The organism is Natrialba hulunbeirensis JCM 10989 (assembly GCF_000337575.1).
Lineage (GTDB): Archaea > Halobacteriota > Halobacteria > Halobacteriales > Natrialbaceae > Natrialba > Natrialba hulunbeirensis.
The window spans coordinates 263,967-290,444 of the sequence record NZ_AOIM01000041.1 but is presented as its reverse complement, the minus strand read 5'-3'; the positions used below and the strand labels follow the sequence as shown (position 1 = coordinate 290,444).

Here is a 26,478-nt window from a genome sequence, read left to right as displayed (position 1 = left end):
AACACCACATATAAGTCACCTCAAATGACAGTGGTAAACAACTGCCATCCTGAAATGAAATATAAGTGGTGTACATGATAGTAGATGTGATAAATTTAGTAATTCTGTTCTTCCTAATATCATTAGCTTCTTATATTGGAACAAGAGTTGCATTGGAGAATCACTGCGGGCAGAAGGATCAAAACTCCCCATTATATAATATGGTGACAGGAAGGTTCTTAACTCCTAAACATGAGGATTATCTCCAACCTGATGAAAACGACACAAAAAAACAAGAGGACTAACCACCCACTACTTTAACAACCTTCTTTTTCACCTAAGTGTGTTTCCCATTGACCCCCCCACTCTTCATCTTGTATGTCATCATCAATGAACAAGAGACCCTCAGTTGGATTAAGCGAGAGGGTGAAATCGTGGGTTTGGTAGGTGTGCTTATATTCGGCATTTAATTTCTTCGCATTATCTGGGGCATCGGGGTCATCATCCCACATTTCGAACGCTAGGATACCTCCAAAAGCATTGGAATCTGGAGAATCCCAAAAGTCTTCGTCAATATTATATTCTACAGCGAGACCTTCTGCCCCATCAACACCATATGATCCACAGTCACCGTTTTCTGGATAGCAAATGTGATTCGTCACAAATTCTGTTCCCGATTGTCGAACAAGATAGTCATTTGAATACAGGGCAACTGCATCAATAGGTGCTTCAGCGTTGGGTAGACAATCCTTATTGTTGTCATCACATTCATACCATTTCCAATCAAATTTAGCCCAATAGTTATCGGACCCGCACATGGATGAGATACTTAGATTAAACCAGAATTGATTCTTTCTCACATAGTTATCCTGGACAGAGGCCTCAGAAGGTTTCTTGGCGGGAACATCATGACTCCCGTTCACCACGTTGGTATCAATATCATGTGCATTTAAGTAATCTACATATGCATCATGATTACCAGTATTTTCTAAAATTTTTGTAGCCTGTGTACAATGGTCTAAGAACTGACTATTATCATCATTCTCAGAACTGGCACCCACTGTCCCTATTGCTGGTGCTGCTGCGATAGCGGTCGTCGTTGCCTTCAGTACATCTCGCCTTTCTATATTATTTTTCTTCATTCTTTATCGCACCCAATAATTTATGGTGAATAGTAATATACTTTTCGATTGGAAATTTCTATTGGACATTAGTGTCTGACGTTGTTGGGTTACCTTTGTTTCGTCGTTTATAGAATCAATTGAGATGAAGAGTGTGGGTTCTAAGAACGTATTATTAATGATCATTGTTTTATGGGATGGAAACCCGGCGTAACGAGTCACCGCTCGGTCACCCCGGACGCAACTCAAAACCAGACGACTGCACTGCAGTGGACCGCGCAGGTCGACCCCCGATGCAGTTACACGCACCCGGTGGTCGACAGGCTGTATTCGTCAACCCTACTCGACGGTCACACTCTTTGCCAGATTCCGCGGCTTGTCGATCGGCCGCTCGAGCAGTTCCGCCGCGTGGTAGGAGACAAGCTGAAGCTGCACGTTCGCCAGCAGCCCCGCCCAGACCGGATGCGTTGCCGGCACCGAGAGGTGCTCGTCCGCCACGTCGACGAGCGCGTGCTCTTCCGGCCCGACCGCGACGATCGGCGCGCCGCGGGACTGCGCTTCGATCGCGTTCGTCTTCGTCTTCTCGTCGCCGTCACCCGTCACCACTGCAAAGATCGGTGACGCCTCGGTCACCAGCGCCAGCGGCCCGTGCTTGAGCTGTCCCGACGCGAATCCCTCCGCGTGCTCGTAGGTGATCTCCTTGAACTTCAGCGCGCCCTCGAGTGCCACCGAGTGGCCGAGGCCGTTCCCGATGAAGAAGAACGAATCGCTGTCGAGAGTCTCCTCAGCGAGGGTCTCCGCGCGGGTGGACTCGAGTACCTGTTCGACGTACTCGGGGAGGTGCTGGAGTTCGGCGAGCATCGCTTCGCGGTCCGCAGCGGGTGTGGCCTCGGGAACGTCGGCGGCGATGCGCTGGGTGAGCAGGGAGAGGGTGACCGCCTGCGAGGAGTAGGTCTTGGTCGCGGCGACGCCGACCTCGGGGCCGGCGCGGATGTAAACCGCGTCGTCGGCCTCGCGAGAGATGGTCGAGCCGACGACGTTGGTGACGGCGAGCGAGCGTGCGCCGCGGTCGGTCGCGGTGCGGACGGCGTCGAGCGTATCGGCGGTTTCACCGCTCTGAGTGACCGCGACGACGAGAGTGGTCTCGTCGACGGGGCCGGCCGTCGACTCGTACTCGCTCGCGCGAATGACTTCAGTTCGGAGGCCGGCTTCACGGAGCAGTTGTGCACCGTACATCGCGGCGTGGTAGGAGGTTCCACAGGCGACGAATTGGACTGTTTCAATTTCTGCAAACGTTCCTTCTGAAAGGTCTTCGAAGGCCACGTCGCCGTCTTCGACGCGACCCTCGATGGTGTTCGAGAGCGCGGTCGGCTGGTTGTGGATCTCCTTCAGCATGTAGTGGTCGTACTCGCCCTTGCCCGCATCCTCCGGATCCCAGTCGACGGTGTCGACCTCGCGATCGACTGGCTGGCCCTCGAGATCCGTGATCCAGTAGGAGTCCGGCTCGAGTGTGACCAGATCGCCGTCCTCGAGGTAGATGACCTCGTCAGTGTGATCGAGGAACGCCGGTACGTCGCTCGCGAGGAACCACTCCTCGTCGTCGAGTCCGAGGACGAGCGGCGACCCCTTTCGGGCTGCGTAGACGCGCTCCTCTCCGTCGACGATTGCGGCGATGGCGTAGCTCCCTTCGAGCGTGTCGACCGTCTGGCGGACGGCGATTTCGGTGTCATCGACGTCGTCGAGGTACTCGTTGATGAGGTGGGGAATGACCTCGGTGTCGGTGTCGCTCTCGAACTCGTGGCCCTTCGCCTGGAGATCGGCCTTGAGTTCGTCGTAGTTGTCGATGACGCCGTTGTGGACGACGGCGACGTCGCCGACGGTGTCCGTGTGCGGGTGTGCGTTCTCGTCAGTCGGCGGCCCGTGGGTCGACCAGCGCGTGTGGCCGATACCCAGGTTTCCGTGGGGCTGACCGTCGAGCTGGGACTTGAGCTCCGAAACCTCGCCCGAGCACTTGTGGACCTTGACGCCGGAGCCGTTCTGGACGGCGATGCCGGCGGAGTCGTAGCCGCGATACTCCAGATTTTCCAGGCCGGTGAGCAGGGTATCTGCGGCTTCGCCCTGCCCAATTCGGGCGATGATACCGCACATTAGCCGTTCACCTCCGTTACCGCTGCCTGTGGCGACCAGACGTGCAACCACGTCGATCCCACGTGCCCTCCTGTAGGGAATTGGGTTCGACGGCGATGGCGATGACGCTGGCGTTGCCGTTGCTGGTGCCCGTGTTCGCCGATCGTAGCTGTGTCTTCGGACGCGACACTGCGTTCGGACTCGCCGGTGACCGCGACTCCGCCCGCGACGTTGGTCGTCGCATCCGTCGTAATTCGGCTCGAGACAGCTGCCCGTGGATCGGTGCTGTTCAGTGTCATGGTTTTGAGCTGCGTGTACCCGCTTCCGCCTACACGGCGGATCCGAGCATCTACCCGAAGCGAATAGTCCTGCAGGCATTACTATAGAGCGAATAAGACGGTGGCCCTGAGAGACAGACAGCGAGGACGTTCCCCTGTATTGGAACGACACACGCTGAGGCCGACGATAGTAGGCTTCTCGGGGTTCTGTTGGGCGTCCGTCATTCCGCCACGATTGCGCGTCGTCGTCCACTTACGTGCTCTCCGTCAACGGGGGTCGTTCGCACTGTTTCACACAGTACATTCCTGTTTAGCAGGCCAGTAAGGCACTTCTCAGGCGGTTTGTGGGAATTCGTCACCGACCGTTCGGTCAGCGGTCGTTGCCTCGTAAGCAGTGGAACGAACGACCCGCAACGCGGGCGAACACCGCGGAGGCAAGCCCCGCGGCTTCACTGTTTTGCGGCCTTCAATCCACGTCGCAACTGTGTCTATCGGTACGTTGACACGGTCAGTAGAGCTTACGCGACTCACCATCGAGGCACTCTCGCTGCATCTCTGTAGAGAATCGGTGTGTCGCTGTGAACGCGACGACCGGTCTGTCTGCGCAGCCCTCTCTACGAAACGCGGAGGACTGTACCGTCCGAGAACGGAGAACGTGTGGAGAACACGTACTGCCGTGCCTCTGACACGCACGACACTGCAAAGCGGCGTCATTTCGGTCGGTCGTCGTTTGCTGTTCGCTGGTGGTCGCTCGTCGCTCGTCGCTCACCGCTCATCGATCATCACCAACCGTGCCGTAAGGACAGGCAGCCTTCGCAACTACGGCACTGGACTCGTGTTGTCGGTCGCTGCCGACGCGTCCTCGCCAATCGGCCGGTCCGGAAGCGAGATCACGTTCTCTCGGCCAACGGAGGTTTTCTCGATCGTGCCGTCGTCGTACATACTCGAGAGGATGCGGCTGACTTTCGACTTCGACCAGCCCGTTTCGTCGGCGATCTGGTGTTGTCGAATCTGGCCGCCGTGTTTCACGAGCAGGCGGACGACACGTCCTTCGTCGCTGAGTAACTCTGGTGGTGTGTCAGCGGAGACGAGGTTCTCGTAGGAGCGTGCCTGGTCGGATTCGGGATCAGTACCGGTTGCACCGGCGGCTCCGGTAGTGGGTTGTGTCTCTGCCGTTGCGTTCGCATTCGTGTTCGCGGGTGCGCTCGCACGTGCAGAATTTGCGCCAGCGGGATGCTGTGGCTCTGTTGAACCGGGAGTGGGGCCAGAGCCGGAACCGGACTCAGCGCCACCGGTCCGAGTTCCGGTGCCAATCTGTCGGACAAGCGCTCCGAAGCCGTCGACGGAGAGCGCTTGCACGACGCGGATGCCGACCAGGAGGGCGATCATCAGGAACAGAATCGCGATGAGTGACACCTCCCAGGTCGACGCATCACGGATCGTCGACAGCCAGTATGACGATCCTCCTGCTGGTTCGGTTTCGCCCAACCCTGGGAAGGGTATCGTCGCTCCAACCGTGTACGCGTCGACTGCAGCGGCCGGAACCGAGCCGGTGACGGACTCGGGGCTCGTCACCGATGCGTGCGGTCCGGCGCCAATCTGAATACTGGGTAGTGGTGCCATGGTTTCGCGCTTCTGTCTCTGGATCGCTCGTTCTGTGTCTGTCGCGGCCTCTCGGACCGAGACGTGGTTGTATTCGTGCGTACCCGGTTGCCCGGCTGCGTCGGAGTTTCCCTCCGAATCGCACGACGGTCACGACGACCGCATCGACACTGCACCGTGTGGCACCTTCATTATGGGTCGATACAAGCAGGTTTAGCGGACTGCTAAGCCGATCTGTAGCCGGCATTCGGGCATCGCGCCAAATTACCTTCGAGAGCCGCTACTGGCCCAGATCTCGTTCCCGTCCGATCACTGCAACAGTTTATCAGCGCTATAGTAAACCGCTCATCCCTGCTTGTCCGGATCGAGACCAGTCCCGCTTCGGTGGGACCGCGGACGAATCCGTGTCTCGGGCATGAACGACACGGACCCGACCGAAATCGAACGGAACCGACCCGCAATCGATCCAACTCGAATCCGAAACCGAACCCAATCGCCGGCACACACCGGGTGCGCCGGAGACGAATCCACACAGGACACCCATGACACCGACAATCAGCGACACCGAGAACCGATCGGACGACCGACTGCACGGCCACCAGGTACTCGAGCATCGCAGCTCGAAGACGACCACGCTCGAGCACGTCGAGGAAGACCATCATACCCGAGAAGCGACGATCTGCGTCGTCGGCCTCGGCTACGTCGGCCTCCCGCTTGCGGTCGGCTTCGCCCAGTCGGACTACCAGGTTATCGGCTACGACGTCGACGAATCCACCGTCGAACAGCTCAAAGACGGCGAAGACACGACCGGCGACCTTACGGACGAGGCCGTCCAGAACGACGACATTTCCTACACTACGAACGCGGGCGCGATCAGCGACGCCGAGTACGTCGTTATCGCCGTCCCGACGCCGATCCAGGACGACGACCGACCCGACCTGAGCTACGTCGAAAGCGCCGGCCAGACCGTCGGCTCGAAGATGAGCGCCGGCACGACGGTCGTCCTGGAATCCACCGTCTATCCGGGCTCGACCCGCGAGGTACTCATCCCGGCACTCGAGGAGACCTCCGGGATGACCGCCGGTGAAGACTTCTTCGTCGGCTACTCGCCCGAGCGTGCGACGCCGGGCGACGAGGAACACGGCCTCTCGGACGTCGTCAAGGTCGTCAGCGGTCAGACCGAGGCAGTTCTCGACGACGTGGCGGAGCTCTACGGCTCCGTTGTCGACGCGGGCGTCCATCGCGCGCCCTCGATCGAGGTCGCCGAGGCATCGAAGGTCGTCGAGAACACCCAGCGGGACCTGAACATCGCGTTCGTCAACGAGCTCTCGGTTGCACTCGAGCACATGGACGTCGACACGCAGGACGTGCTCGATGCGGCCGGCACGAAGTGGAACTTCCACGACTACCAGCCCGGCCTCGTCGGCGGACACTGCATCCCGGTCGATCCGTACTTCCTCTCGTATCGCGCCGCGCAGGAGGGCTTCGAGCCGGAACTGATGCAGATGGGACGGAAGGTCAACGAGTCGATGCCGGGCCACGTCGCCGACCTGACGATCAAGGCGCTCAACACGTGTCACAAGACGCTCCGGGACAGCCGCGTGCTCGTTCTCGGCCTTTCCTACAAGCCCGGCGTCGGCGACCTGCGCAGTTCGAAGGTCTCGAACGTCGTCGACACCCTGAACGAGTACGATATCCACCTTGAGGGGTTCGACCCGATCGCGAACCACGAGGCGGCCTGCGAGACGTTCGATCTCGAGGTCCAGGACCAGCTCTCGTTCGAGGGCTTCGACGCAATCGTGCTCGCGACGCCCCACGAGGAGTTCACCGGGATGGACCTGGAGGCAATCGCGAGCGAACTCGACGACGATCCCGCGCTGGTCGACGTCGCCGGTGCGATCGACGAGGACGAGGCCGCTGCGGCGGGCTTCACCTATCGACGCGTATGATGGGACGGGGGGACGCTATCGGGATAAGGGACGACCGGTCGCGAGTGGCGAGCGAGAACGCCGCCGACCCAGTACCGACGCCAGCTACCACCGCAGACAGTACGGAGGCTACATAATGCGCATCATCGTCACGATCCAGCACCCTGGCCACGTCCACTTCTTCCGGAACGCGATCGACGAACTCGAGTGCCGTGGCCACGAGGTCCACGTCTTCGCCCGCGAGAGCAGCGTGGCAGTCGCCCTGCTCGAGGGCTACGACATCGACCACGAGGTGTTGGCCGGCGACGCGGACTCGCTCGCCTCGCTCGCGGCAGTACAGGCCACCTACGAGGCGAAACTCCTCCGGCGTGCGCAGGCGATCGATCCCGACGTGATTACGGCAATCGGCGGCGTCGCCGCAGCACACGTCGCGACGGCGCTTCGCGCGAAGAGCGTCGTCTTCTACGACACCGAGCACGCAACGCTCATCACGAAACTGGGCTACCCGTTCGCCGACGTGATTTGCACGCCAGCGTGCTACCGCGAGGAAATCGGCGCGAAGCAGGTCACCTATCCCGGCTACCACGAACTGGCCTACCTCCACCCCGACCGATTCGAGCCCGATCCAGCGGTACTCGAGTTAGCCGGCGTCGAGCGCGACGAGACCATCGCCGTCGTCCGCCTCAGTAGCTGGGACGCGTCCCACGACGTGGGTCACGGCGGCTTCGACGACCCGCGCGAGGTCGTTTCCCGACTCGAAGACGCGGGCGCGACGGTCCTCCTTACGGCGGAGGGTGAGCCACCCGCCGACCTCGCCGAGTACCAACTCGAGACGCCGCCCGAACTGATGCACGACCTGCTCGCCTTCGCGGACGTCGTCGTCGGCGAGGGAGCGACGACCGCGGCAGAGGCTGCCGTGCTCGGCACGCCCTCGGTTTACGTAAACTCGCTCTCGCTCGGCTACACGGCCGAACTCGACGCGGAGTACGGCCTCCTCTTCGAGTTCAACGACGAGGATCGACACGTGCGGGCACTCGAGCAGGCGGTGTCGATCGTCGAGCGCGACGACGAGCCGTGGGCGGCGCGACGCGAGCGCCTGCTCGCAGAGCGGGTTGACGTAACGGACGTAATCGTACAGGCACTCGAGACGACTGCACGCGGCGAGCGGCCGGAGCAGCCGTCGCTTGCGACGAACCCCGGCTAGTGTGAGTGTGACAATGAAGGTACTTCAGGTAGTGACCACGCCACGACCGTTTTTCGACCAGCAGGTGTCGGTACTCGAAGAGCGCGGCGTCGACTGTACGGTAGTCGGCGTGCCGGGCGAACACCACGGCGATTCGGGCCGCACGGCCGTCGACTACGCCCGCTTGTATCCGAAGATACTCTCGGAACTCCGCTCGGACGAGTACGATCTGGTGCACGCGAACTACGGGCTCGTCGCCCCCTTTGCGCTCGCCCAGCCGACTCGGCCGGTCGTCCTGACGCTGTGGGGAACGGACCTCATGGCCGACCAGGAGTGGCTCCGATCGCTCAGCCGGCACGGTGCACGTCGTGCGAGCGCGACCGTCGTTCCGAGTCCGGCGATGTCGCGCCAACTCGAGATCGACCACGAACTGATCCCCTTCGGCGTTGACACGGAACTGTTCCGTCCGATTCCGCAGGCAGAGGCCCGCGAGCACCTCGGCTGGGATACCGATCCCGACACCAACATCGCGCTCTTTCCCTACGACCGCGAGCGCGCAGTCAAGGACTTTCCGCGGGCGAAACGGCTCGCCGATCGGGCGGGCGTCGACGTCGAACTCCGGACCGTCAGCGGCGTCGACCACGCCGAGATTCCGTACTACATGAACGCGAGCGACGTGTTGCTCGTGACCTCGAAGCGCGAGAGCGGTCCGATGGTCGTCAAGGAGGCTGCGGCCTGTAACCTGCCGGTCGTCTCGACCGACGTCGGCTTCGTCGCCGAGACCGTCGAGGGGCTTCCCAACTGCTTCGTCAGCGACGCCGACGACGAACTGGTCGTCGGGCTCACGGTTGCACTCGAGAACGGCGGTTCCTCACAGGGTCGTGGGCGCATCGATGGGCTGAGCCTCGATTCGATGGGTGACCGGCTCGTGTCGCTCTACGAGCGCCTGCTCGATCCGACGGCGCTGTCCGGTTCGGAGGCTGTACGGCGAGGTGTCTCCAGTGGTGTATAACAAAATTTCGCAGCTACGACCGCTGCGACTCGACACAGTCGCGGCGATCGTCGGACTCCTGTTAGCACTCGTACTCCTGCCGCTTCGGCTGCTGGCATCACAGATTTACCTCAACACGGTGCCGTTCGTGCTCGGGACGGCGTGTGCGCTGTACCTCCTCGCGCTGTATCAGCAGGATACGTCTACAGCGCTGCCGCGTCTGCCCCGCCCGGTCGCGATGACGCTCCCGAGTGTTGTGCTCGCCGGACTCGGCGCGCTGGTCGTCCTGACAGTCCTGCAGGGAGCGCGCACGCCAGTGTACTTCGCTGTCGCGAGCGTGCTGGCAACGCTCGTCGTCGTTCAGATCCTCTTTACGAGCGAGGAGGCGTTCAACCGGCGGCTACTGTTGCTCCAGGTCGTCCTCTTCGCGCTCGTCTTCCGATTTACCGCACTGTACGCGACGCCAGGCTACATCGGGATCGACGTCTGGACGCACATGGAGTTCATCGAGGCGATCTACGCCGAAGAATCCTTGAGTGCGATTTCACACGACAAACACTACGCCTCGCCGTTCTACCACCTGCTCGTCGTCGCATCGTCGCTCTTACTCGACGTGCCGCTGCGACTCGCGCTGTACCTCTCCGTCGGGATTCTGATGCCGCTGTCGGTGCTGCTCATCTACGCGACGACGAATCTGCTCGTTTCCGAGCGCTGGGCCGTGCTGGCGACGGCGCTGTTCGCACTCACCAGTCACGTCACCATGTGGGGGCTACACCTCATCCCGACGAGCCTCGGGCTGGTGTTCTTCCTCGCGATCCTCTACGCGCTCATCCGCGTGATGCGCATCGAGTACACGATGCGTGACTTCTCGCTGTTGATCCTGTTGAGCGTCGCGGTCATCCTCACCCACCAGGTGTCGACGTTCATCACGCTCGTCCTCTTACTCGCTGCGTTCGTCGCACAGGTCGTGTTCGTCATCGGTCCCTTCGGGCTCACGCGTCTCGATACGAGCGTTTTCCGGGCGAAGAAGCCGGTCAACCTGATCGGGCTCGTCGTCTTCAATTTCGGGCTGACCATTTTCGTCTGGTCGCTGACACCCTACCGCGAGCAGTCGTTCCTCGCGACGGTCCTCAGTTTCTTCACGCAGACCTTAGAGGAGAGCGCTGGCTTCCTCAACATCGCGAGCGGCAGCACCGGGGACGAAACAACGGAGGCAAGTGCCGAGGCCGCGCCGACACTGCTCGAACAGGCAGTTCCCTACATCGACGCGCTCGGCTTCCTGTTCCTGCTCGGCGCGACGTTCGCCGGCTGTCTCTACGTCGTCCACCGCCGGCGCGCCGAGCAGTCGGTGTTCACGCTGTTGCTCGCCGCCGCGATCATGCTGGTATTCGTCCTCGTCTTGCCAATGTTCGGCATCCGGAACTTTATCCCGACGCGCTGGTTCGCGTTCCTCTACGCGCCGATGGCCATCCTCGGCGCAATCGGTCTTCGAACGCTCGTTCGCGGCCTGTCGCCGGGCGTCGTCGTCACCGTCCTCGTGCTGTTCGCGCTCATCTACCCGGGTGCAATGCTCTTCGCCGTCGAGAGCAACGCCGAGAATCCGGTGTTCTCCGACCAGCACGAGCAACTCGCCTATACTGATGCCGAGCTCGCAGCCGTCTCGAGTATCGGCGAGCTCACTGGTGGTCCAGACGGCCAGGAAATCCGACCGGATCAGCAGTTACACACGGACCACCCCTATCAGACGGTGATCAGTCGAACCGGGGCCTATCCGTCCACGACGACAGCGACGGTGCCCGATGATGGCGTTGCAGACCACGAGTACGTCGTTCACCGGACGACGCAGTCGACCGATGCGACGTACTTCAACGACGCGGACGGCGAGGGTCGGATCGAGCAGGTCTCCCAGGACCGGCTCTGTCAGCCACACCACGCGACGGTGTACACGAACGGTGAGGTGACGATGTGTACGCCGTCGCCGACGACGTAGGGTTTTCAGGCTGCTCCTCGCTGGCGATTATTCACTTCGCGCTTCGACTGCTCTTCGCTCTCTGTCCCCGCTGACTCTGGCCACTGCTGGCGATCGCTGCCGAGCGCTGCCGAGCACTAAACGTTCTCCCACCGGCCTCGCTGCGTTCCTTCGCCGAGACTCGATCATCACTGTAGTCGGGCACTCGAGTACCCACCGTCCGTCACAACGCCCGTTAGCAGTGCCGATACTAGTCTCCTGCACGAACTGTGTACTGACCTCTCCGTCTCCGTCTCTCGGACATCTCGTTACGTGCTGGTTGCTGACTGAACGGTTGCACTCGAGTCGAGTACAGCGGCAGACTCGACAGCGAGCATGATGTCCCAGGGTGAGAGGTGAGGAGTCGCGAGCGGTTGCGTTACCGATCAGTGTCGTTCTCCGCATCGGCGGTCGCGTCACGGCTGGCATCGTCTCCGTTCGCCCCCTCGGTGGGAGCCGACCCAGCAGCTGATTCAGACGCGTTCTGATCGTCTGTTGGGGAGAGATACTGCTCGTGATTCGGCCGCGTGAATCACCCCGCCCTCAAGGGGCGGGGCTTCCCGTTTCTACGACATGACGTGCAGTTACTCGCTGAAAGCCAGCGGCATCCACAGCGGTCACAGTCTCCACGGGCGTTGATTCGGGCCATCCCAGCCCTAATTCAGAAAAGCCTCTCTGCAACACGTTCATCGACGCATTCGCATCCCTATCCGTTTCAAACCCACACGCCGGACACGAGTGTTCACGAACCCAGATAGGCTTCGCCGTCTCCACTCCACAACACGCACACTCTTTCGTCGTTCCACGAGCAGGTACTTTCACAACGTGGGTGCCGTATAAGTCACCCTTGTATTCGAGCAAGGTGATGAACTGCCGCCACGCGGCATCCTGCTTGTTCCGAGCGTTCCCGTCGCCCTGAAGCATGCCAGCCACGTTGAGGTCTTCCACGAACACGGCGTCGTACTCTGTGACGAGCCACGTCGTCAGCTTGTGCTGGTAATCCAGCACTTTTCGACGAATCTTCCGCTTCACCTTGGCGACTTTCCGACGCTGTTTCTCGTAATTCTGACTGCTGTGTTCTTTCCGCGAAAGTTTGCGTTGCTCGCGGCGCAGTCGCTCGTACTCGGTTTCGAGGGTGAGCCACTCCACTGTTTTACCGTCTGATGTGTGGATGTAGTTGAGGATTCCAAGGTCGATTCCCACGCTGTTGGTCGCATCGAGCGAGTCCAGTGCGGGTTTCTCTGGAACGTGTTCTTCACTGGTTTTGAGGCTGAACGAGACGAACCACTCATCGGTCACTTCCTTTTTGAGCGTGACTTCTTTGATGGTCGCGTGTTCTGGAATCTCACGGTGGTAGCGGATTTTCACCCAGCCAATTTTGCTGAAGCGCACGTACGCATACCCGTCGCGGCCCCTCTTGTTATCGAGGTCAAAGCCTGACTGGTTGTACGTAACGCTTCGGTACTCGGCGGGTGATTGTCGCTTGAGCCACCCGACGTTGTGTCCCCTCTCTTTCTTCTTGCGAAGATTCGAGAGGTTGTCATGGAAGCGTGCGACAGTGGCCTGTGCGGCTTTCGAGTGCAGCTCCGCGAATACAGGCCACTGTCGTTTCCACTGGGTGAGCTTCTTGTTTTGCGTATACTCGCTCGGCTTGTCGTCGTCGGGACTGTTCGTGTAGTCCCAACGGACGTGATTGTAGAGTTGGCGATGAAGATCCAGGTGATGTTCGGCAGCCATCGCTACTTCGTCGCTTGGGTAAGCGCGGTAACGGTGGCTATGTTCCATCGCTGTCTACTGGTTAGAAATCTGTCTATTTAATGGTTAGCTTCGCTCTGCCTATCGGATTCATCCCCGACCTCAAGGGTCGGGGTATTCTCCTGTGGCGCTGATAAAACGCGGCGTCAGCCGGTGGCTGAGAGCCATCGTCTCGCCCAGTTCCCCAGTCGTCTGTCGGTGGAACTGACCGAGCGCGAGCATCGTGCCGAGGTACGCCGCAAAGACCAGCACTGCGAACTGGAGGGCGAACCCGACGAGGTCGTAAATCATACATTCACAGAACTGACAGGCCGTGAAAATACTGTCTGTCTCTCTACAGCAGTACCGAATGCAACCGTCCCGCTCACTCGACGACAACCGGCAACTCGATCACTCGATACGCCGACTCCGCATCCGGCTCTGCCGGCGCGTCACCCTGGTAGAGTAACAGCGTCACCTGCAAATCGTCACCCTGCATCGACGGGGTGAACTCGAGTGTCGGTTCTGCCGTGTCGCCATCGGCAACCGTGGTGGACGTGCTCGCGAGTTGCTCTGTCTCGCCAGTGGGTTCGCCCGACTCGTCGACACGTTCGAGCAGTGCGACGGTTGTGTACGTCTGCTCGCTGTGTTCCTGGTTCGTGATCGAGGCGGTCAGGTCGGCCGGGTCGCCGGCAGTGTACGTCGCGTCGTACATCGTTTCGATGTCGCCGTCAACCTCGGTCGTCTCGACTGCAAACTCAGTGTAGCCCTCGTGCTGCGGTGGGTTGGCGACGGCGAATCCAGCACTCAACAGCAAGACACCGAGTGCGAGGACGATGGCGATGTTGTACGGTCGGGGATTCGTCTCGGAGTAGGTGGTCGGCCGGAACCGTGGGAAAAATACCGAGAGTTCGGTCCGAGTCGGAGCGAACCGCTGTTCGGGTGGGCATCGATACCGAGTACCAATTGCGAGCAGCGAGAGACTAATTGTTGTCAGGGCGACACCGAGGAGCACCGGATCGAGCGTCACACCCCTAGGGGTTGCGCTCGCGAAAAGGGTGATCGCCGGAACGATGGCTACGCTAAACACGATTGACAGGATACCGCGCTCGATCGGCTCGAGTCCCCGGGTCAACAGCAGGGGATTTCCGAGGCCGGTTTTCTCCTCGTCGAAGTCCTGGTACGTCTCGTCTGCTTTGTCGGGAAACAGGGCAGATACCAGTGCATACCCCGGCAGAAACAAGACGAGTGGGAGGGCGAGTGCGATGCGGAGAGGGCCCGAAATCGCGGTGAAGAGACCGATCGAAAGCGCCCCTGTCGTTGCGATGACGACCGCCAGATCGAGAAACCACCAATCGGTGTCGCTCATACCGACAACATGGCTCTCAGAGGGGTTTATTATCACCCTGGTAAGCCCGAATCAGGGGGAAATACACCCCACTCGTAGCACCCGATATACCACAATCCCGACACTGTTATCGGGGAGGGATAGATCGCTCACACGTGATACTCCTATACAGCAGAACTATCGAAAATTCGGGTTTAATTTCTAGAATTATCTCCCCATACGACTGTGTAATAAAATCCATATGGATATATTGAACGTCCCGATATCGTGTGTTTGGGGCAGTAATAGGCCAATATAAAATATCGTGAAACAGAAATCCGGCTGATGAAACGTCGTGAAACCGAATCAATTGAACTGGTCGGTTTCTACACTTTATTACCCACTCCTGATTAGGGAAGACTGGCTCGATGAAAGCGAAACATATCAGCTCGGACGCACCGGAACTGGAGGAACAGTCCGCAGACGAGGCTGAGGAACGTGAGAGCGGTGAGGAGTCGGCGGATGACGACGAGACGTTCACTGAAGACGAAATATTCCACCTACTGCAAAACGAGCGCAGACGGCTTGTACTCCGTTATCTCCGCGGAACCAACGAACCCGTCCGCATGCGTGATGTCGCAGAGCAGGTCGCAGCCTGGGAACACGACACTACTGTCGCCGAACTGACCTCGACACAGCGCCAGCGCGTCTACATCCCGCTATACCAGTCACACCTCTCGAAGCTCGACGAAGCCGGCGTCATCGACTATCAGCAAAACCGTGGCATCGTCGAGCGCAAGCCACTCGCAGACGAAGTCGACCAGTACCTGCAGGTCACCGAGCAGAACGGGCACATGAACACGAGCATAAACACGAACACGAACACAAACACAAACGGAAACGCAGATACAACCGCAAAGAACGCCACGGACGAGAACGACTCCGCGATCTCGATCGGTGACGACTACTACATCGGTGCGACCGCAGTCTGTTACGTCGCGCTGCTGGGTGCCGTCTTCGAACTCCCAGTGCTCTCGATTCTCTCGGGAATCGGACTGAGCGCACTGATTCTGTTCCTGTTCACGCTGGTCACCGCCAGCCGATTCATCAATTGACCCGACTCACTACTCCCCGAAAACGGGCTTATATAACTCCGTAGGCCGGAAGAAACCAGACCGCAAACGTCGTCGCCGCAACTGTCACTGTTACTGCCGTATACATCGACGCCGTCACCAGCACGGCCAGTACAAAGAGGAGTCCGATCGAAACCATCCCGGCAACCGCAGGAGAGCGGAGCAGCCGACTCATTGATCCCGATTCACTACAGTCGACAGTGCCACACGTCGGTTCGAACTCGAGTACCCCCTCTTCGTCGAGGCGGGGAAGTCGGTCCTGATGGAGTTCTTCGTGGATCGTAGCCCATGTTTTGACGGGGACTGTGGCATCGTCGGTTGCAGGAGGCGGTGTCGACGACGCTGTATCCGATGCTGGCCCTCCTGGCTCCGGGGGGTCTGCCCTCGAAATCAACGCATCGACCAGTTCATCGACAGTCACGGGTGTCGACAGATCTTCGAGTATCGCACACAGCGTCGCGTCCGAATCGGGCAGAAATGCGTCGGCAGGTCGGTCGTCACGGATGGCATTTGTTTCACTCTCTGGCTCTCCTGGCGACTGTATTCCGTCCGCCGAATGGTAGATCGGGACGTCGAGTGAGGCGTCGCCATCTACTGATTGCTCTTCTGGGGTATCGGCCGATGAAGAGCGAATCCAAGACGGCGTCAGACGCATATTCCAGCCTAACTCGTCGTGGTATATAAGTATTCTCACGATTCAAATACGATAAACGGTCTATCCGGTCGTTAGCGGCGGGTTCCGGAAATATTGACCGCAGTATGGCTCGGAGAACAATCGCGAAGGCGGTGCTATACTATGACATAATCCGTGGCGATTGCTGCAACCATGGCAGTACCGTGTCACTTCCTGCGTTCCAGGAGTCGAGCCACGTCCGCAGATCGTTCACTCGAAGTTTGTGTCTCGGTGGCAGCGAATGTAGATGCGGTGTCGACTCGAGAAGTCGCTGATCCAGTTCGTAGCGGTCGAACAGTTCTCGACGGTCCGGCCACGGTGGCTCGAACGACGTAAGCAACGGCGTCTTGCGCCGGACGAACCCCTCGACTTCGTTCAGGAGCATCGTCCCGTGAGGCCGATCCGGCGGCCGGTGACGAAGGATCTCGTCGTCGAGTCGCTCACACGCCCGCAGGAACGTCTCGGTCGTGCGATGCTCCGGCGGCGTCCGCAGATGCCACTCGAGTAGCTCGATATCCGTCGCGAGAAACGGGGTAAAAAACTGGTCTGCGAGGTGGTTGTGAAACGGGACAGAGGGCTGGTTGGCGATGCCACAGCAGGTGAGTGCGTTCTGGATAGAGTTCGCTCGTGAGCGGTTGGTGGCGAACTCGGCGGCGATAGCTTCCCTGACAAACGCTTCGGGGTCGTGGTCGAGATCGATCCGCTCGGCGAGGTCGACGCTTGCGTCGCGTCTGTAGCCGTACTTTCCAAGGAGCGACTCGACGGGGTCGGGGTCCGGGTCGAGACGGTTGAACGGGACGCGCGCGCCGAGGACGTCGACGCCGTCCTGGGCGGTGAAGTGCCCGCGGAAGAAGGTGTCACAGAGGAGGCCGTGATACATCGTTTCGACCTCGGCTGCGAGTTCGTCGGTGTAGCCCGCGTGGTGGATGTGCAAGGACTCCTTGATCCCGTTTGTGTACTGTACTTTGGAGTCGTCGGCGTACAGATACCGGTCGTCCGGTGTGAACGCGGTGTGGGTCGCGCCGTACTGGGTTGCGACCTGTTTCGCACCCTGGACCTCCTGTGCGGTGGGGGAGCCGACGGTGTAACAGTGATCGATTCCGTCGACCTGCGAGAGAACGATCCGTGAATCGTACCCCGCAGAGAGCAAGACTCCTTTCGGTCCGGGATTCGACGAGCGGCGGCGTATTGCCCGGTCGAGCCGCGAGGCGAGTTCCTCGACGTAGTCGAACTCGTCGAGATCCGCCGGTCGGTAGACGAACCGCGACAGCGCGTCGACGCCGTCGGGCGTGAGCCGGCTGTCGAGCGGGAGTCGCGACACTTCGTCTACCCAGGTTTTCTCGCCGAGCGAAAGTCCAGTGTGGAGGAACTCGAGTATCCCGTCGGTGTCAGCCGTTGGATCTGAAACGGTCCGGCCGACAGCGGCAGCGTCGGTGCCGAACACCCAGCCATCACAGTCCGAACGGGCGTCGTGTACTGCAGTGTAGAAACACTCGCGCGACCGAACGGGGTCTGCTGCGACGAACGGTTCCTCGCCGCGAACGTCGAGAACGGCGAGATACGAGCCGTTGAGCGAGTGGAGTGCATCGAGCCCCTCGGCGTCGTAGCGCTCGAGGAGCCAGCGTGCGGTGTTTTGCTCGTCGCCGGGGACGTACGCCTCACCCCAGATCACACAGCAGCCACTCTCGTCGGCGTGCGTCGCGCTCCAGCCGTCGTACTCGAGACCGGGATCTCTGATGCCGACGGTGAGCGACGAGCCACGGAGGAACTCGTCGAACTCGTCAGGTGATCGAAACCGCTCGAACGTCTCGCTGTCGCCGAATACACCGAACAGTTCCTTGTTCATCGTTGGTAATCGTTGGAATTTTCGTCGCGAAGACGCGGGCAGACACTAGCTCGAGGAACAGGCGTGGGACTCGGCTACTCGAGTGCCTCCCGCAAGTGTTGTCTCACGTCTGCGGCCGTGTGGCCATTAACTATGCCGTTGTTAAGTCTCGAGACGGCGATATTCGACGGATTCAGCGAGTCGACGAGACCCCCTCGTGAGCGGCTATCGGATCCATAATAATGGGCTCACTGGCGGTACGGACGAGGTACCATGGCAGACAACCGAATGACACGACGACGGCTGCTCGCCGGCTCGAGCGTTGCTGCGGCCGCTGGACTCGCGGGCTGTACCGACCGCCTGAACGACCTGCGCGGCGACGATGGCAACGGTGAGACGCCGGGGAACGAGTCGACCGGTGCTGACGAGACGGACGTGTCTGCGCTCGCGAACGGCGTCCCGGAACTCGAAACTGCGTACAACAGCCGTGAGGAGTACGGCCACCCCGGCGACTCGCTGTACGACTTCGAGGACAGCGACGCCTGGGAGGTCACGCAGGGCGAGGGAGAGGTCGACGAGGATGTCGTTTTCGACGGGTCACAGAGTCTGCGCCTGACCGGTGAGGAGGACGAAACGATCGTCGCGGAGATCGACGTTCCGGACGAGGACCTCACCGACAAGGACTTCTCGTTCGCGATTCGGACGACCACGCCACAGAACATCACGGTCAACCTGCGCGTCGTCGACAACTTCGGCAGCGATCGATACTACTCGCTGCGAGAAATTACCTATCGGGCACCCGACGTTGGCTGGTTCCGCTCGAGTCCGGGCGTCTTCGAGGAGAGCGAGATCGAGCCAGCGATGGACGAGATCGACCGACTCGAGTTCCAGGTGTTGCACTCGATGGACGAAGCGGAGGTCTGGATCGACGACATCCGCACTCACGACCGGCCCGAGCAGGGGTACGTGATGCTGGTCTGGGACGACGGCTTCCGCGACTACTACGAGACGGCCTCGCCGATGCACGACGAGTTCGACTTCACGACGATTCAGGCCCCTGTGCCGCAGTGGACCGAGGAGGGTCGCGACGAGATCATGTCGGTGTCGGAGCTGCAAGAACGGCAGGAGGAAGGCGACCAGATCGTCGTCCACGGGACGCACAATCCGATCCACGAGTACGAGGACGAAGACGAGATCGAGACGCGCATCCGCGGCGACAAACACTGGTTTATCCAGAACGGCTTCGAGGGCGCGAACTACATCGTCTACCCACACAACAGCTACGACAAGACGAGCCTCGAGTACTTCACGGACTACCACTACTGCGGTGGTTTCAACCAGTCCGGGAACGTCAACCTGACCAACGTCTACGGCTTCGACCCGCTGGCGCTACCCCGCACCATCGGCCACGACCTCGACATCTCGAAGCGCTGTGTCGACCTCGCCGAGGCGCACAACCAGTGTACTATCCTGAACTTCCACGCCTTCGACCAGGATAACACGATGAACGAGGACGACTACGAGGAGCTACTCGAGCACATCGATCAGGCCGACGTCGAGGTTATCGACTTCGACGACCTGTGGGAGCTTCGAACGGACCCGTTCTAACGCCGTTTCTGGCCGTACGCGTCTCGTTTCTTGGAGTGGGTGTTGAGCCATCGGATAGCACCGTCATTGTGAGATAGCGGTGGCTCTCCCACGCGCGATCTCGAATGTGATACTAAAAAATCGATGGGGGATCCGGATTGGCTGTCGAGTTGCACCAATCGCGTTAGGCTGCCGTCAGCGTCACTTCGGTCGTCTCGCTCGCACCAGCATCGTCAGTCACTCGCAGCAACACGCGGTGGTCGCCGCTCGCACTGACGGTTACGTCGACTGTCTTCCCGGACTCGTTGAACGTGCCGTCGTTCTGGATGCTCCACTCGTAGCTGACGAGTTCGCCATCCGGTGCCTCCGAACAGGTTGCATCGAGGGTGATCGTCTGCTCCGGCTCGAGTGTCGTCTCGATCGCGCTACTTGGGTCGGAGCGGATCTCGGCGACCGGTTCGGTGTGGTCGTCCGGAATGTCGTCATCCGTTTCGCTATCGTCACCGTCGTCACCGCCGTTGTCGTCGTCTGCAGGCGGGTCCGCTGGCTCGTCTGGTTCGTCCTCGATCGGTTCTTCCGGCTCGTGACCGTTGGTCGGCTCCTCGTCGGGGAACAGTTCGTCCTCGACCAGTCGCTCGACGACGGCCGAGTGCCAGGTGACCCGCTTCTCGAGTTCGTTCTCGGTCGAGAGTGTCTCAACGAGATAGGCTTCGGAGCCGAGTTCCCGCGCGGCTTTGTGGACGAGCAGGCCTGTTGGCTCCGAATCCGGACTAGAGAAGTGTCCCGTCTGGAAGGCGCGTTCGGAGATGTCGATGTAGTTGTCGTTGGCGTACTCGACTGCGCTGTCCGCAGTCGTTCGGTCTTCGTCGCGATTGGCGTGGAAGATTGCCTGCCCGACGCCGTCGACGGGGTCACCGGCATAGATTCCGCGTGACTCGTGGAGATCGACGACGACGGCCGGATCGAGATCGACGACGAGATCCCAGATCGCCTCTGCGAGCTCGGTCTGGGGCTCGCTCCCCTCGGGGAACTGCCGGTTGAGGTCGATACCATCGTCGTCGACCCGTGTTCCGCGGTCGATAGCGACGACGTCCGCTCGCGGCAGTGTGACGAGCGTCCCGGCGTCGATCGTCCACTCGGCAATCTCCTCGGCGGCGACGTAGCCGGCCGTCTCGTTGCCGTGAACGCCGCCGATGACGAACACTGTTGGCCCGTCAGTTTCGGACTCGGTCACGTAGACTGTCGTTTCCTTGTCCGTTCCCTCCATAATCTGGAACGACTCGCGCGCCACGTGCTCGTCGTCTGTCGCCCCTGGGGCGGATTGAGGACTATAGCTCGTCTGTGCACCGGTCGCGACACCCGCACTCGCCAGCGAGAGACCGGCGAGAGACAGTACTGATCGTCGTGAGAGTGAATCCCGCTGCATTCCAGTTTTCACTCTCTGCCCGGATTTGTTTACTATAGCGCGCGTAAGACCGTTACAGCGGCGGTTTTGTACTCGAAAACGGTTCGGTGAAATCGCCGGCCGGAAGCGGTTCGTGCCGTTGCAAGACGGCAATGGTCGTGAGCCTAACTATTCTCTCCGCTCTTGGTGATGCGACTGTCTCTCTTGCAAACGGCTAACTCGACTGCCACCGGAGCAACTGGGTCTACTTAACAGACGCCGTGGCGCTCGTAGAACCGTCGCACCCTGTTGTCCGTCAACAGCGGCCCGTGCACCTGAATCGATTTCAGCCCCGGATAGCTGTTCGCCTCGATCACCGAGAACGACCCGTCGTCGTCCGTGACGATCACGTCCCAGCCGATGTACGGCAGGAACGACGCGGACGAGGCCATCTCGAGTACCCGCGAGCGAATCCCCTCCCAGTTGGGGATGTGTTTTCCTTCGATCTGTGCGCCGGTATCGGGGTGTGTCGTGTGCCAGGAGACGGCGCCTTGTCCGGAACCAGAGCCGGAGCCGGAGACGGAGCCGGAGACGGAGCCGGAACTGGAGTCAACATCGGCTCCGGACTCGGCGTTCGGTGGACGCGCACCGGGCCCCAGCTCCCCAGTGTCGAGGTCGATTTCGGCGGAGAGACCACCCTGTGTGAAGTTGTCGAGTGGCTCCGAATCGGTCGTTCCGATCCGGTGGATCCCCGCGGCGATGAACGGCTCGTGGCTCTCCTCGTCGTACATCGTGATGAGCCGAAGCGTGTTCGGCGTCTTCGGATACAGGTCGGCGGGGAACGGACCCTGCTCGACGTGCTCGCAGACGAGGTATTCGGACAGATTCGAGACCAGTGAGCGGAACTCGGCGTCCGCGTAGTGCTCGCCGTTGACCCGATAGCCGTCCTCGGTCTGCGAGCAGAGGTAGACGTTGTTTCCGCCGCCCCCACGAACCCACTTGAGGACCAGTTTCCCGTCGCACTCGAGTTGCTCGACGACGCGCTGGGCGGCGTTGTTGGTGTGCGGGGTGTCCGCATGCGGGGTGTCCGTATGCGCGTTGTTCGTGTGCGGGGAGTCTACCGAACTGGGAGACTGAACACCGCCGTCGGTACTGAGACGAGCGCCGTCAGTGTCGGTGGCGTGGAACGAGCCGTTGTTCACCATTCCGTACACGGTCATGCGCTCGTCGTCGAACGGCTGCATCACCCGGTGAAAGAGGAGTTTGTTCGACAGCGCGACGGACCAGGTGCCGTTGATACGTTTCGTTCGCACGTAGCGCTGATAGTCGGTGATATAGTCCTGCACGCGGTGGTTATCGATGTCGTAGATCGCATCCGACCGGCTCAGGAACCCGCGTCGCCAGAGCCACAGGCGGCGACGAAGCGACGGGCTGACATCGCTGTCGTACTCGGTTCCGGCAAGTCCCTGTATTCCTCTGGCCGTGTGGTACAGCCTGCGGACGTTCATGTCCAGCGCTGTCAGGCCGACCGTATTAGTTACCGAATCGGAAAGACCGTTTCACCGACCGAGAGTCGGTTGCACAGACTGGGACTCCGTTGTACTGACCGGAATTCACTCTTCCGGCTCGTCCTCAGGATTGATCGTAACTGGCGTGTCCGCTGCCGAGAGGTCGTCGATATCGGGACCGATCTGGTCCGCCACCGAGATACGCGCGACCGCCGCAATCATCGTAATGGCGACCAGCGCGACAACGGCGGTCCCCGCGAGAACGGTCTTCGGGCGGCGACGCACACCCGTTCCCGCAGCCCAGCAGAGGCCGGGACAGCGCCGCGGCGACGTCGCCGCCCCGCGGAGGTGCCACGCGCCCCGCAAGAAGCGCCCCTCTGCGAGGTAGCGCTTTGCGAGCACGAGCTCGTGACTCGAGCGAATCTCGCACCCTGCCGCCTCGAAGCACTCGACCTCGTCCTCGTACCGCGAGAGGTACTGCTCGTCCGCCTCGCGGATCACGTCTGCCGGCGGGTGGCCCGTCTCCTCGCGAACGACAAGTTCCTCGTCGACGTACGCCAGTTTACCCTCGCCGAGCACGCGCAGGCAGAACTCCGGATCCTGAAACCGATCCAGGTCCTCGTCGAAGCCGTCGACCGCCCGCGCGACCTCGGTTTCGACGACTAACGTCGAGCCCGCGCCAGGCTGGACGTTGTCCGCGAGAATCTCGCCGATCAGTTCGTCGTTGCCCTCCCGCACTGGCTCCGAATCCGAGCGAGCGAGCAGCGACGCCACGAGCCCGCGCGCCCGGTCGCTCGTCTCGGATAACTCGAGTGCAGTATCACAGTAGACGCCGATCCAGTCGTCGCCGCGGTTGGCAAGTGTCTCGAGTTGGCGCGCGAGTTTGTCGGGGTGCCACTCGTCGTCGGAGTCGAGGAAAGCGACGTACTCACCGCGGGCGTGATCGATGCCGGTGTTGCGGGCGACGTTCGCGCCCTGGTTGGTCGCGTGGACGACGGGACGAACGCGGGGGTCGTCGTAGTCTGCGAGCACCGAAGCAGTGTCGTCGGTGGAGCCGTCGTCGACGACGACGACCTCGATATCTGACGCTGGAAGGGTCTGCTCGAGGGCGCTGTCGATGGCTCGCGGCAGGCTCTCGGCTCTGTTGTACGTCGGAATAATGACGCTGACGCGCGGCTGTGACATTGGTTGCGTTTCGGTGGCCGCGGCCCATTATTATCGAGCTACTAACCGCCGTGTACGGCTTGATTCGCGGCGGTATGGCTGTTGGACCCAGTCGAACTGGCGTCGGTGCTGGGGCCACTAAGAGGTGTATAAGAAAGACCCGAACGGTCCTGCCTCGAGCCAATGACGGACAGCAACCGACGATCGTTCGTGGCGGCGACTGCAGCCGTCGGCACGCTCGGCGTCGCTGGCTGTCTCTCCACCATCGACGGCTGGGGCGACGGCGGTGACGGTGAGGGTACCGGTGACCACGACGACAACGGCTCCGAGGATGAGCCGGACGACACACGGGAGTTCCACTACCACAGCGCCGACGAGCTACCGGGAGAGACGCTCGTCTCCTTCGACGACCTCGACGGCTGGGTGACGATGCTCGACGCCGGCGACCTCGACGCCGACGAGGACGACCCCTATAGCGGGCCACAGTCCGCCTCGCTTACGGCAGCGGAGGGCACCGAGTACGCAGGCATCTACACGACGCGCTCCGGCGGCGAGGATCTGACCGATTCGACGCTCTCGCTGGCAGTCCGCTTTGCCGACCAGGAGCAGCTCGTGCTCACCCTCGAGTTGTTCGCACCGAACTCGAGTCGTTCGGTCACGCTGCGTCGGACCCTGATCGGGCCGACGGATCGCTGGACGCGCGTCGACTTCGGAACCACAGGTGTCGACGGCGAGCCGGATCTCTCGAACGTCCGTGAGATCCGACTCACGGTGCGCCGGCGCGGCGCGACCGACGGCCCGATCGACTGTGCAATCGACGACCTCCGTGTCGCATCCCGGCCAGACAGGGGGAAGGTCATGCTCCTGTTCGACGGGACACTCGAGAGCCACCATGAGGTCGCACTCGAGGCACTCTCCGAGTACGACTTTGCGGGTGTCGAAGCGGTGATTCCCGAGACGGTCGGCAACGACGGCCGCCTTTCGCTCACCCAGCTCGACGACCTCGTCGAGGCCGGCTGGGACGTGGCCGCTCGCCCGCGAACGGGCGCACAGAACATCACCGACTACTCCGACACCGAGCAGGAGGGACTGCTTCGACAGACCAACGCCTGGCTCGAGAACCGCGGCTTCGAGGAGGGGACGGCGACGTTCCTCACCCCGCGAAACGTGATGGGGCCGACGACACGCGACCTCGTCGAGGAGTATCACGACCGCGCGTTCCGCTACGGCGGCGGAACGAACGGGCTCCCGATTTCGGATCCGTACAACCTCGGATTCTTCTCCGGGAACGCCGGCGAGGACACCAAAACCTACGTCGACCACGCCGCGGCCCACGGCGAACTCGCTGTGCTTCACTTCGAGGAAATTGGCCCGAACAGCATGAGCGAACTCGCGTTCGAGGACCTGCTGTCGTACATCGACGACGCGGACGTCGATGTCGTAACGACGGCAGATCTGGTCGAGTACGAGCCGTGACGCCAGGCCATAGTTGACCGTGAACACGCACAATGAACGACCACACCGCCACGAACTGACGACAACACAGCACACATTATGTACCGAGATTGTAGCGTCGGCGTCGTGATCCCGGCGTACAACGAGGAAGGGTTCGTCGGCGACGTCATCGCCGACATGCCGGCGTACGTCGACCGACTGTACGTCATCGACGATCAGTCGACCGACGACACCTGGACCGAGATTCGCGAGGCTGCAGCGGCGGACCGAGACGTACGAACGGACTCGAGTGGGCACGAACGAGCCACCGGTCAACGCTACGCCCGCAGCGAGGATGGCTACGCTGGCGTCGCGACTGACGGCGGCACCTCGGCGCTGGCGACTCGCGCACGGGTCCACGATCCGATCGGCCGCGTCGTGCCGATTCAGCACCGCGAGAACCTGGGTGCCGGCGGCGCGATCAAGACCGGCTACCTCGCCGCCCGCGAGGATGGTGTCGACGCGACCGTCACCGTCGACGCGGACGGCCAGATGGACCTCTCGCAGATGCCGCGCCTTCTCGACCCAATCGTCGAGGGTACGGCCGACTACACGAAGGGGAACCGCCTCCTCTCGGCGGAGTACCGCGAGGCAATGCCGCGCTTTCGGTTCGTCGGCAACACCATCCTGACGTTCCTGACCAAGGTCGCCTCGGGCTACTGGAAGACGATGGACCCCCAGAACGGCTACACCGCCATCTCGCAGGAGGCACTCGAGTCGGTTGCACTCGAGGAGCTCTACGAGTACTACGGCTACTGCAACGACCTGCTGGTGAAGTTAAACGTCGAGGATATGGCCGTCGCGGACGTGGCGATGCCGGCGGTCTACGGCGACGAGGAGTCGAGTATCACCTACTCGGAGTACATTCCGAAGGTCTCGACGATGCTCCTGCGAAACTTCTTCTGGCGACTCAAGACGAAGTACCTCGCACTTGACTTCCATCCGCTCGCGTTCTTCTATCTCTTTGGGGCGGCGACCGCCAGCGTCGGCGTCTTCGCTGGACTCTGGACGCTGTTCATTGCGCTCTCGCAGCTATCGGTGCCGTTCCTGGAGGGTGTCGCGAGCGTGCTGGTCTTCGCGCTTGGCGTGTCGCTCCTGCTGTTCGCGATGGTGTTCGACATGGCCCAGAGCGAGCAGCTCGAGGCACAGGTGTACTGAGACGGTCTGTTGAAGCTCTGGGCCCTTGCCTTTCGTTCTCCTCGTCGTCCTGTTCTCCTCTCACTGGTAGCTCGTTGGTAGCGACGTCTGTTGACTAGCGGAACTCTCTCCTCGAGACGAGTCCTCCCTCTGAGACGGCGTCCGAGACCAGTATCTGGCGAACGAGGTTCAACGAGCGACGAGCAGGAGGACGAAGAAGCGGAAGCAGAAGCGAACACCGCATCACACTATCGGCAGTTACTCAGTACAACTCTCGGGAGAAAGACAGCCGGGT

19 protein-coding genes are annotated in these 26,478 nt (G+C 61.0%); 8 read left to right on the top strand and 11 right to left on the bottom strand.

All coding sequences use genetic code 11. The features are described 5' to 3' along the window. Nucleotides 1–296 precede the first annotated feature (296 nt). From C483_RS20135 to C483_RS17450, 3 genes are all read right to left on the bottom strand, one after another. The gene (locus C483_RS20135; protein WP_152419904.1) at nucleotides 297–1,121 is read right to left on the bottom strand and encodes a hypothetical protein; all 825 of its coding nucleotides are present in this window, start codon (nucleotides 1,119–1,121) and stop codon (nucleotides 297–299) included. 318 nt (nucleotides 1,122–1,439) lie between these two features. Then, nucleotides 1,440–3,248 (bottom strand): glutamine--fructose-6-phosphate transaminase (isomerizing), encoded by a 1,809-nt coding sequence (gene glmS, locus C483_RS17460; protein WP_006654688.1) that lies wholly within the window; start codon nucleotides 3,246–3,248, stop codon nucleotides 1,440–1,442. A gap of 1,076 nt (nucleotides 3,249–4,324) precedes the next feature. Further along, nucleotides 4,325–5,128: a helix-turn-helix transcriptional regulator gene (locus tag C483_RS17450; RefSeq protein WP_006654686.1), complete on the bottom strand. Its 804-nt coding sequence runs from the start codon at nucleotides 5,126–5,128 to the stop codon at nucleotides 4,325–4,327. Between the two features lie 521 nt (nucleotides 5,129–5,649). On the opposite strand from C483_RS17450, the gene C483_RS17445 reads away from it, so the two are divergent. The 4 genes from C483_RS17445 to C483_RS17430 all read left to right on the top strand — a co-directional run bounded on the left by C483_RS17445 (nucleotide 5,650) and on the right by C483_RS17430 (nucleotide 11,199). Beyond that, on the top strand, nucleotides 5,650–7,056 hold the full coding sequence (locus C483_RS17445) for a nucleotide sugar dehydrogenase (RefSeq protein ID WP_006654685.1): 1,407 nt from the start codon (nucleotides 5,650–5,652) through the stop codon (nucleotides 7,054–7,056). A 115-nt stretch (nucleotides 7,057–7,171) separates the two neighbouring features. Beyond that, nucleotides 7,172–8,239 (top strand): DUF354 domain-containing protein, encoded by a 1,068-nt coding sequence (locus tag C483_RS17440; protein ID WP_006654684.1) that lies wholly within the window; start codon nucleotides 7,172–7,174, stop codon nucleotides 8,237–8,239. A gap of 13 nt (nucleotides 8,240–8,252) precedes the next feature. Further along, nucleotides 8,253–9,230, top strand: a complete 978-nt coding sequence (locus C483_RS17435) for a glycosyltransferase (protein WP_049912877.1) — start codon at nucleotides 8,253–8,255, stop codon at nucleotides 9,228–9,230. Continuing rightward, nucleotides 9,220–11,199, top strand: coding sequence for a hypothetical protein (locus C483_RS17430; protein WP_049912875.1), 1,980 nt, complete (start codon nucleotides 9,220–9,222; stop codon nucleotides 11,197–11,199). The genes C483_RS17435 and C483_RS17430 overlap by 11 nt, the downstream gene beginning before the upstream one ends. Before the next feature lie 561 nt (nucleotides 11,200–11,760). Here C483_RS17430 and C483_RS17425 read toward each other — a convergent pair. The 3 genes from C483_RS17425 to C483_RS17415 all read right to left on the bottom strand — a co-directional run bounded on the left by C483_RS17425 (nucleotide 11,761) and on the right by C483_RS17415 (nucleotide 14,320). Further along, complete coding sequence (locus C483_RS17425; RefSeq protein ID WP_049912873.1) at nucleotides 11,761–13,002, bottom strand: RNA-guided endonuclease InsQ/TnpB family protein; 1,242 nt, start codon at nucleotides 13,000–13,002, stop codon at nucleotides 11,761–11,763. A 72-nt stretch (nucleotides 13,003–13,074) separates the two neighbouring features. After that, complete coding sequence (locus C483_RS17420) at nucleotides 13,075–13,263, bottom strand: hypothetical protein (RefSeq protein ID WP_006654680.1); 189 nt, start codon at nucleotides 13,261–13,263, stop codon at nucleotides 13,075–13,077. Between the two features lie 73 nt (nucleotides 13,264–13,336). Then, on the bottom strand, nucleotides 13,337–14,320 hold the full coding sequence (locus C483_RS17415; protein WP_006654679.1) for a DUF1616 domain-containing protein: 984 nt from the start codon (nucleotides 14,318–14,320) through the stop codon (nucleotides 13,337–13,339). Nucleotides 14,321–14,706: 386 nt separating this feature from the next. Here C483_RS17415 and C483_RS17410 point away from each other — a divergent pair, with 386 nt between their 5' ends. Continuing rightward, nucleotides 14,707–15,393, top strand: coding sequence for a DUF7344 domain-containing protein (locus tag C483_RS17410; protein WP_006654678.1), 687 nt, complete (start codon nucleotides 14,707–14,709; stop codon nucleotides 15,391–15,393). Between the two features lie 28 nt (nucleotides 15,394–15,421). Here the strand turns inward: C483_RS17410 and C483_RS17405 are convergent, their stop codons facing one another. Together C483_RS17405 and C483_RS17400 are read right to left on the bottom strand one after the other, a co-directional pair. Next, complete coding sequence (locus C483_RS17405) at nucleotides 15,422–16,066, bottom strand: hypothetical protein (protein ID WP_006654677.1); 645 nt, start codon at nucleotides 16,064–16,066, stop codon at nucleotides 15,422–15,424. A 139-nt stretch (nucleotides 16,067–16,205) separates the two neighbouring features. Further along, nucleotides 16,206–17,930: an asparagine synthase-related protein gene (locus C483_RS17400; protein WP_006654676.1), complete on the bottom strand. Its 1,725-nt coding sequence runs from the start codon at nucleotides 17,928–17,930 to the stop codon at nucleotides 16,206–16,208. Nucleotides 17,931–18,182: 252 nt separating this feature from the next. Between C483_RS17400 and C483_RS17395 the strand changes: the two genes are divergently transcribed. After that, entirely contained in the window at nucleotides 18,183–19,517 is a 1,335-nt protein-coding gene (locus C483_RS17395; protein ID WP_006654675.1) for a polysaccharide deacetylase family protein, read from the top strand. A gap of 163 nt (nucleotides 19,518–19,680) precedes the next feature. Here C483_RS17395 and C483_RS17390 read toward each other — a convergent pair whose 3' ends face one another. The 3 genes from C483_RS17390 to C483_RS17380 form a co-directional block, all read right to left on the bottom strand. After that, nucleotides 19,681–20,922 (bottom strand): PKD domain-containing protein, encoded by a 1,242-nt coding sequence (locus C483_RS17390; protein WP_006654674.1) that lies wholly within the window; start codon nucleotides 20,920–20,922, stop codon nucleotides 19,681–19,683. 227 nt (nucleotides 20,923–21,149) lie between these two features. Then, complete coding sequence (locus tag C483_RS17385) at nucleotides 21,150–22,388, bottom strand: sugar-transfer associated ATP-grasp domain-containing protein (RefSeq protein WP_006654673.1); 1,239 nt, start codon at nucleotides 22,386–22,388, stop codon at nucleotides 21,150–21,152. 105 nt (nucleotides 22,389–22,493) lie between these two features. Then, nucleotides 22,494–23,573: a glycosyltransferase family 2 protein gene (locus C483_RS17380; RefSeq protein WP_006654672.1), complete on the bottom strand. Its 1,080-nt coding sequence runs from the start codon at nucleotides 23,571–23,573 to the stop codon at nucleotides 22,494–22,496. 162 nt (nucleotides 23,574–23,735) lie between these two features. Here C483_RS17380 and C483_RS17375 point away from each other — a divergent pair, with 162 nt between their 5' ends. Beyond that, nucleotides 23,736–25,028: a polysaccharide deacetylase family protein gene (locus C483_RS17375; protein ID WP_006654671.1), complete on the top strand. Its 1,293-nt coding sequence runs from the start codon at nucleotides 23,736–23,738 to the stop codon at nucleotides 25,026–25,028. A 78-nt stretch (nucleotides 25,029–25,106) separates the two neighbouring features. Next, nucleotides 25,107–26,204 carry a glycosyltransferase family 2 protein gene (locus tag C483_RS17370; protein WP_006654670.1) on the top strand — a complete coding sequence of 366 codons (1,098 nt, stop codon included), beginning with the start codon at nucleotides 25,107–25,109 and terminating at the stop codon, nucleotides 26,202–26,204. The last annotated feature ends 274 nt before the right edge of the window (nucleotides 26,205–26,478 follow it).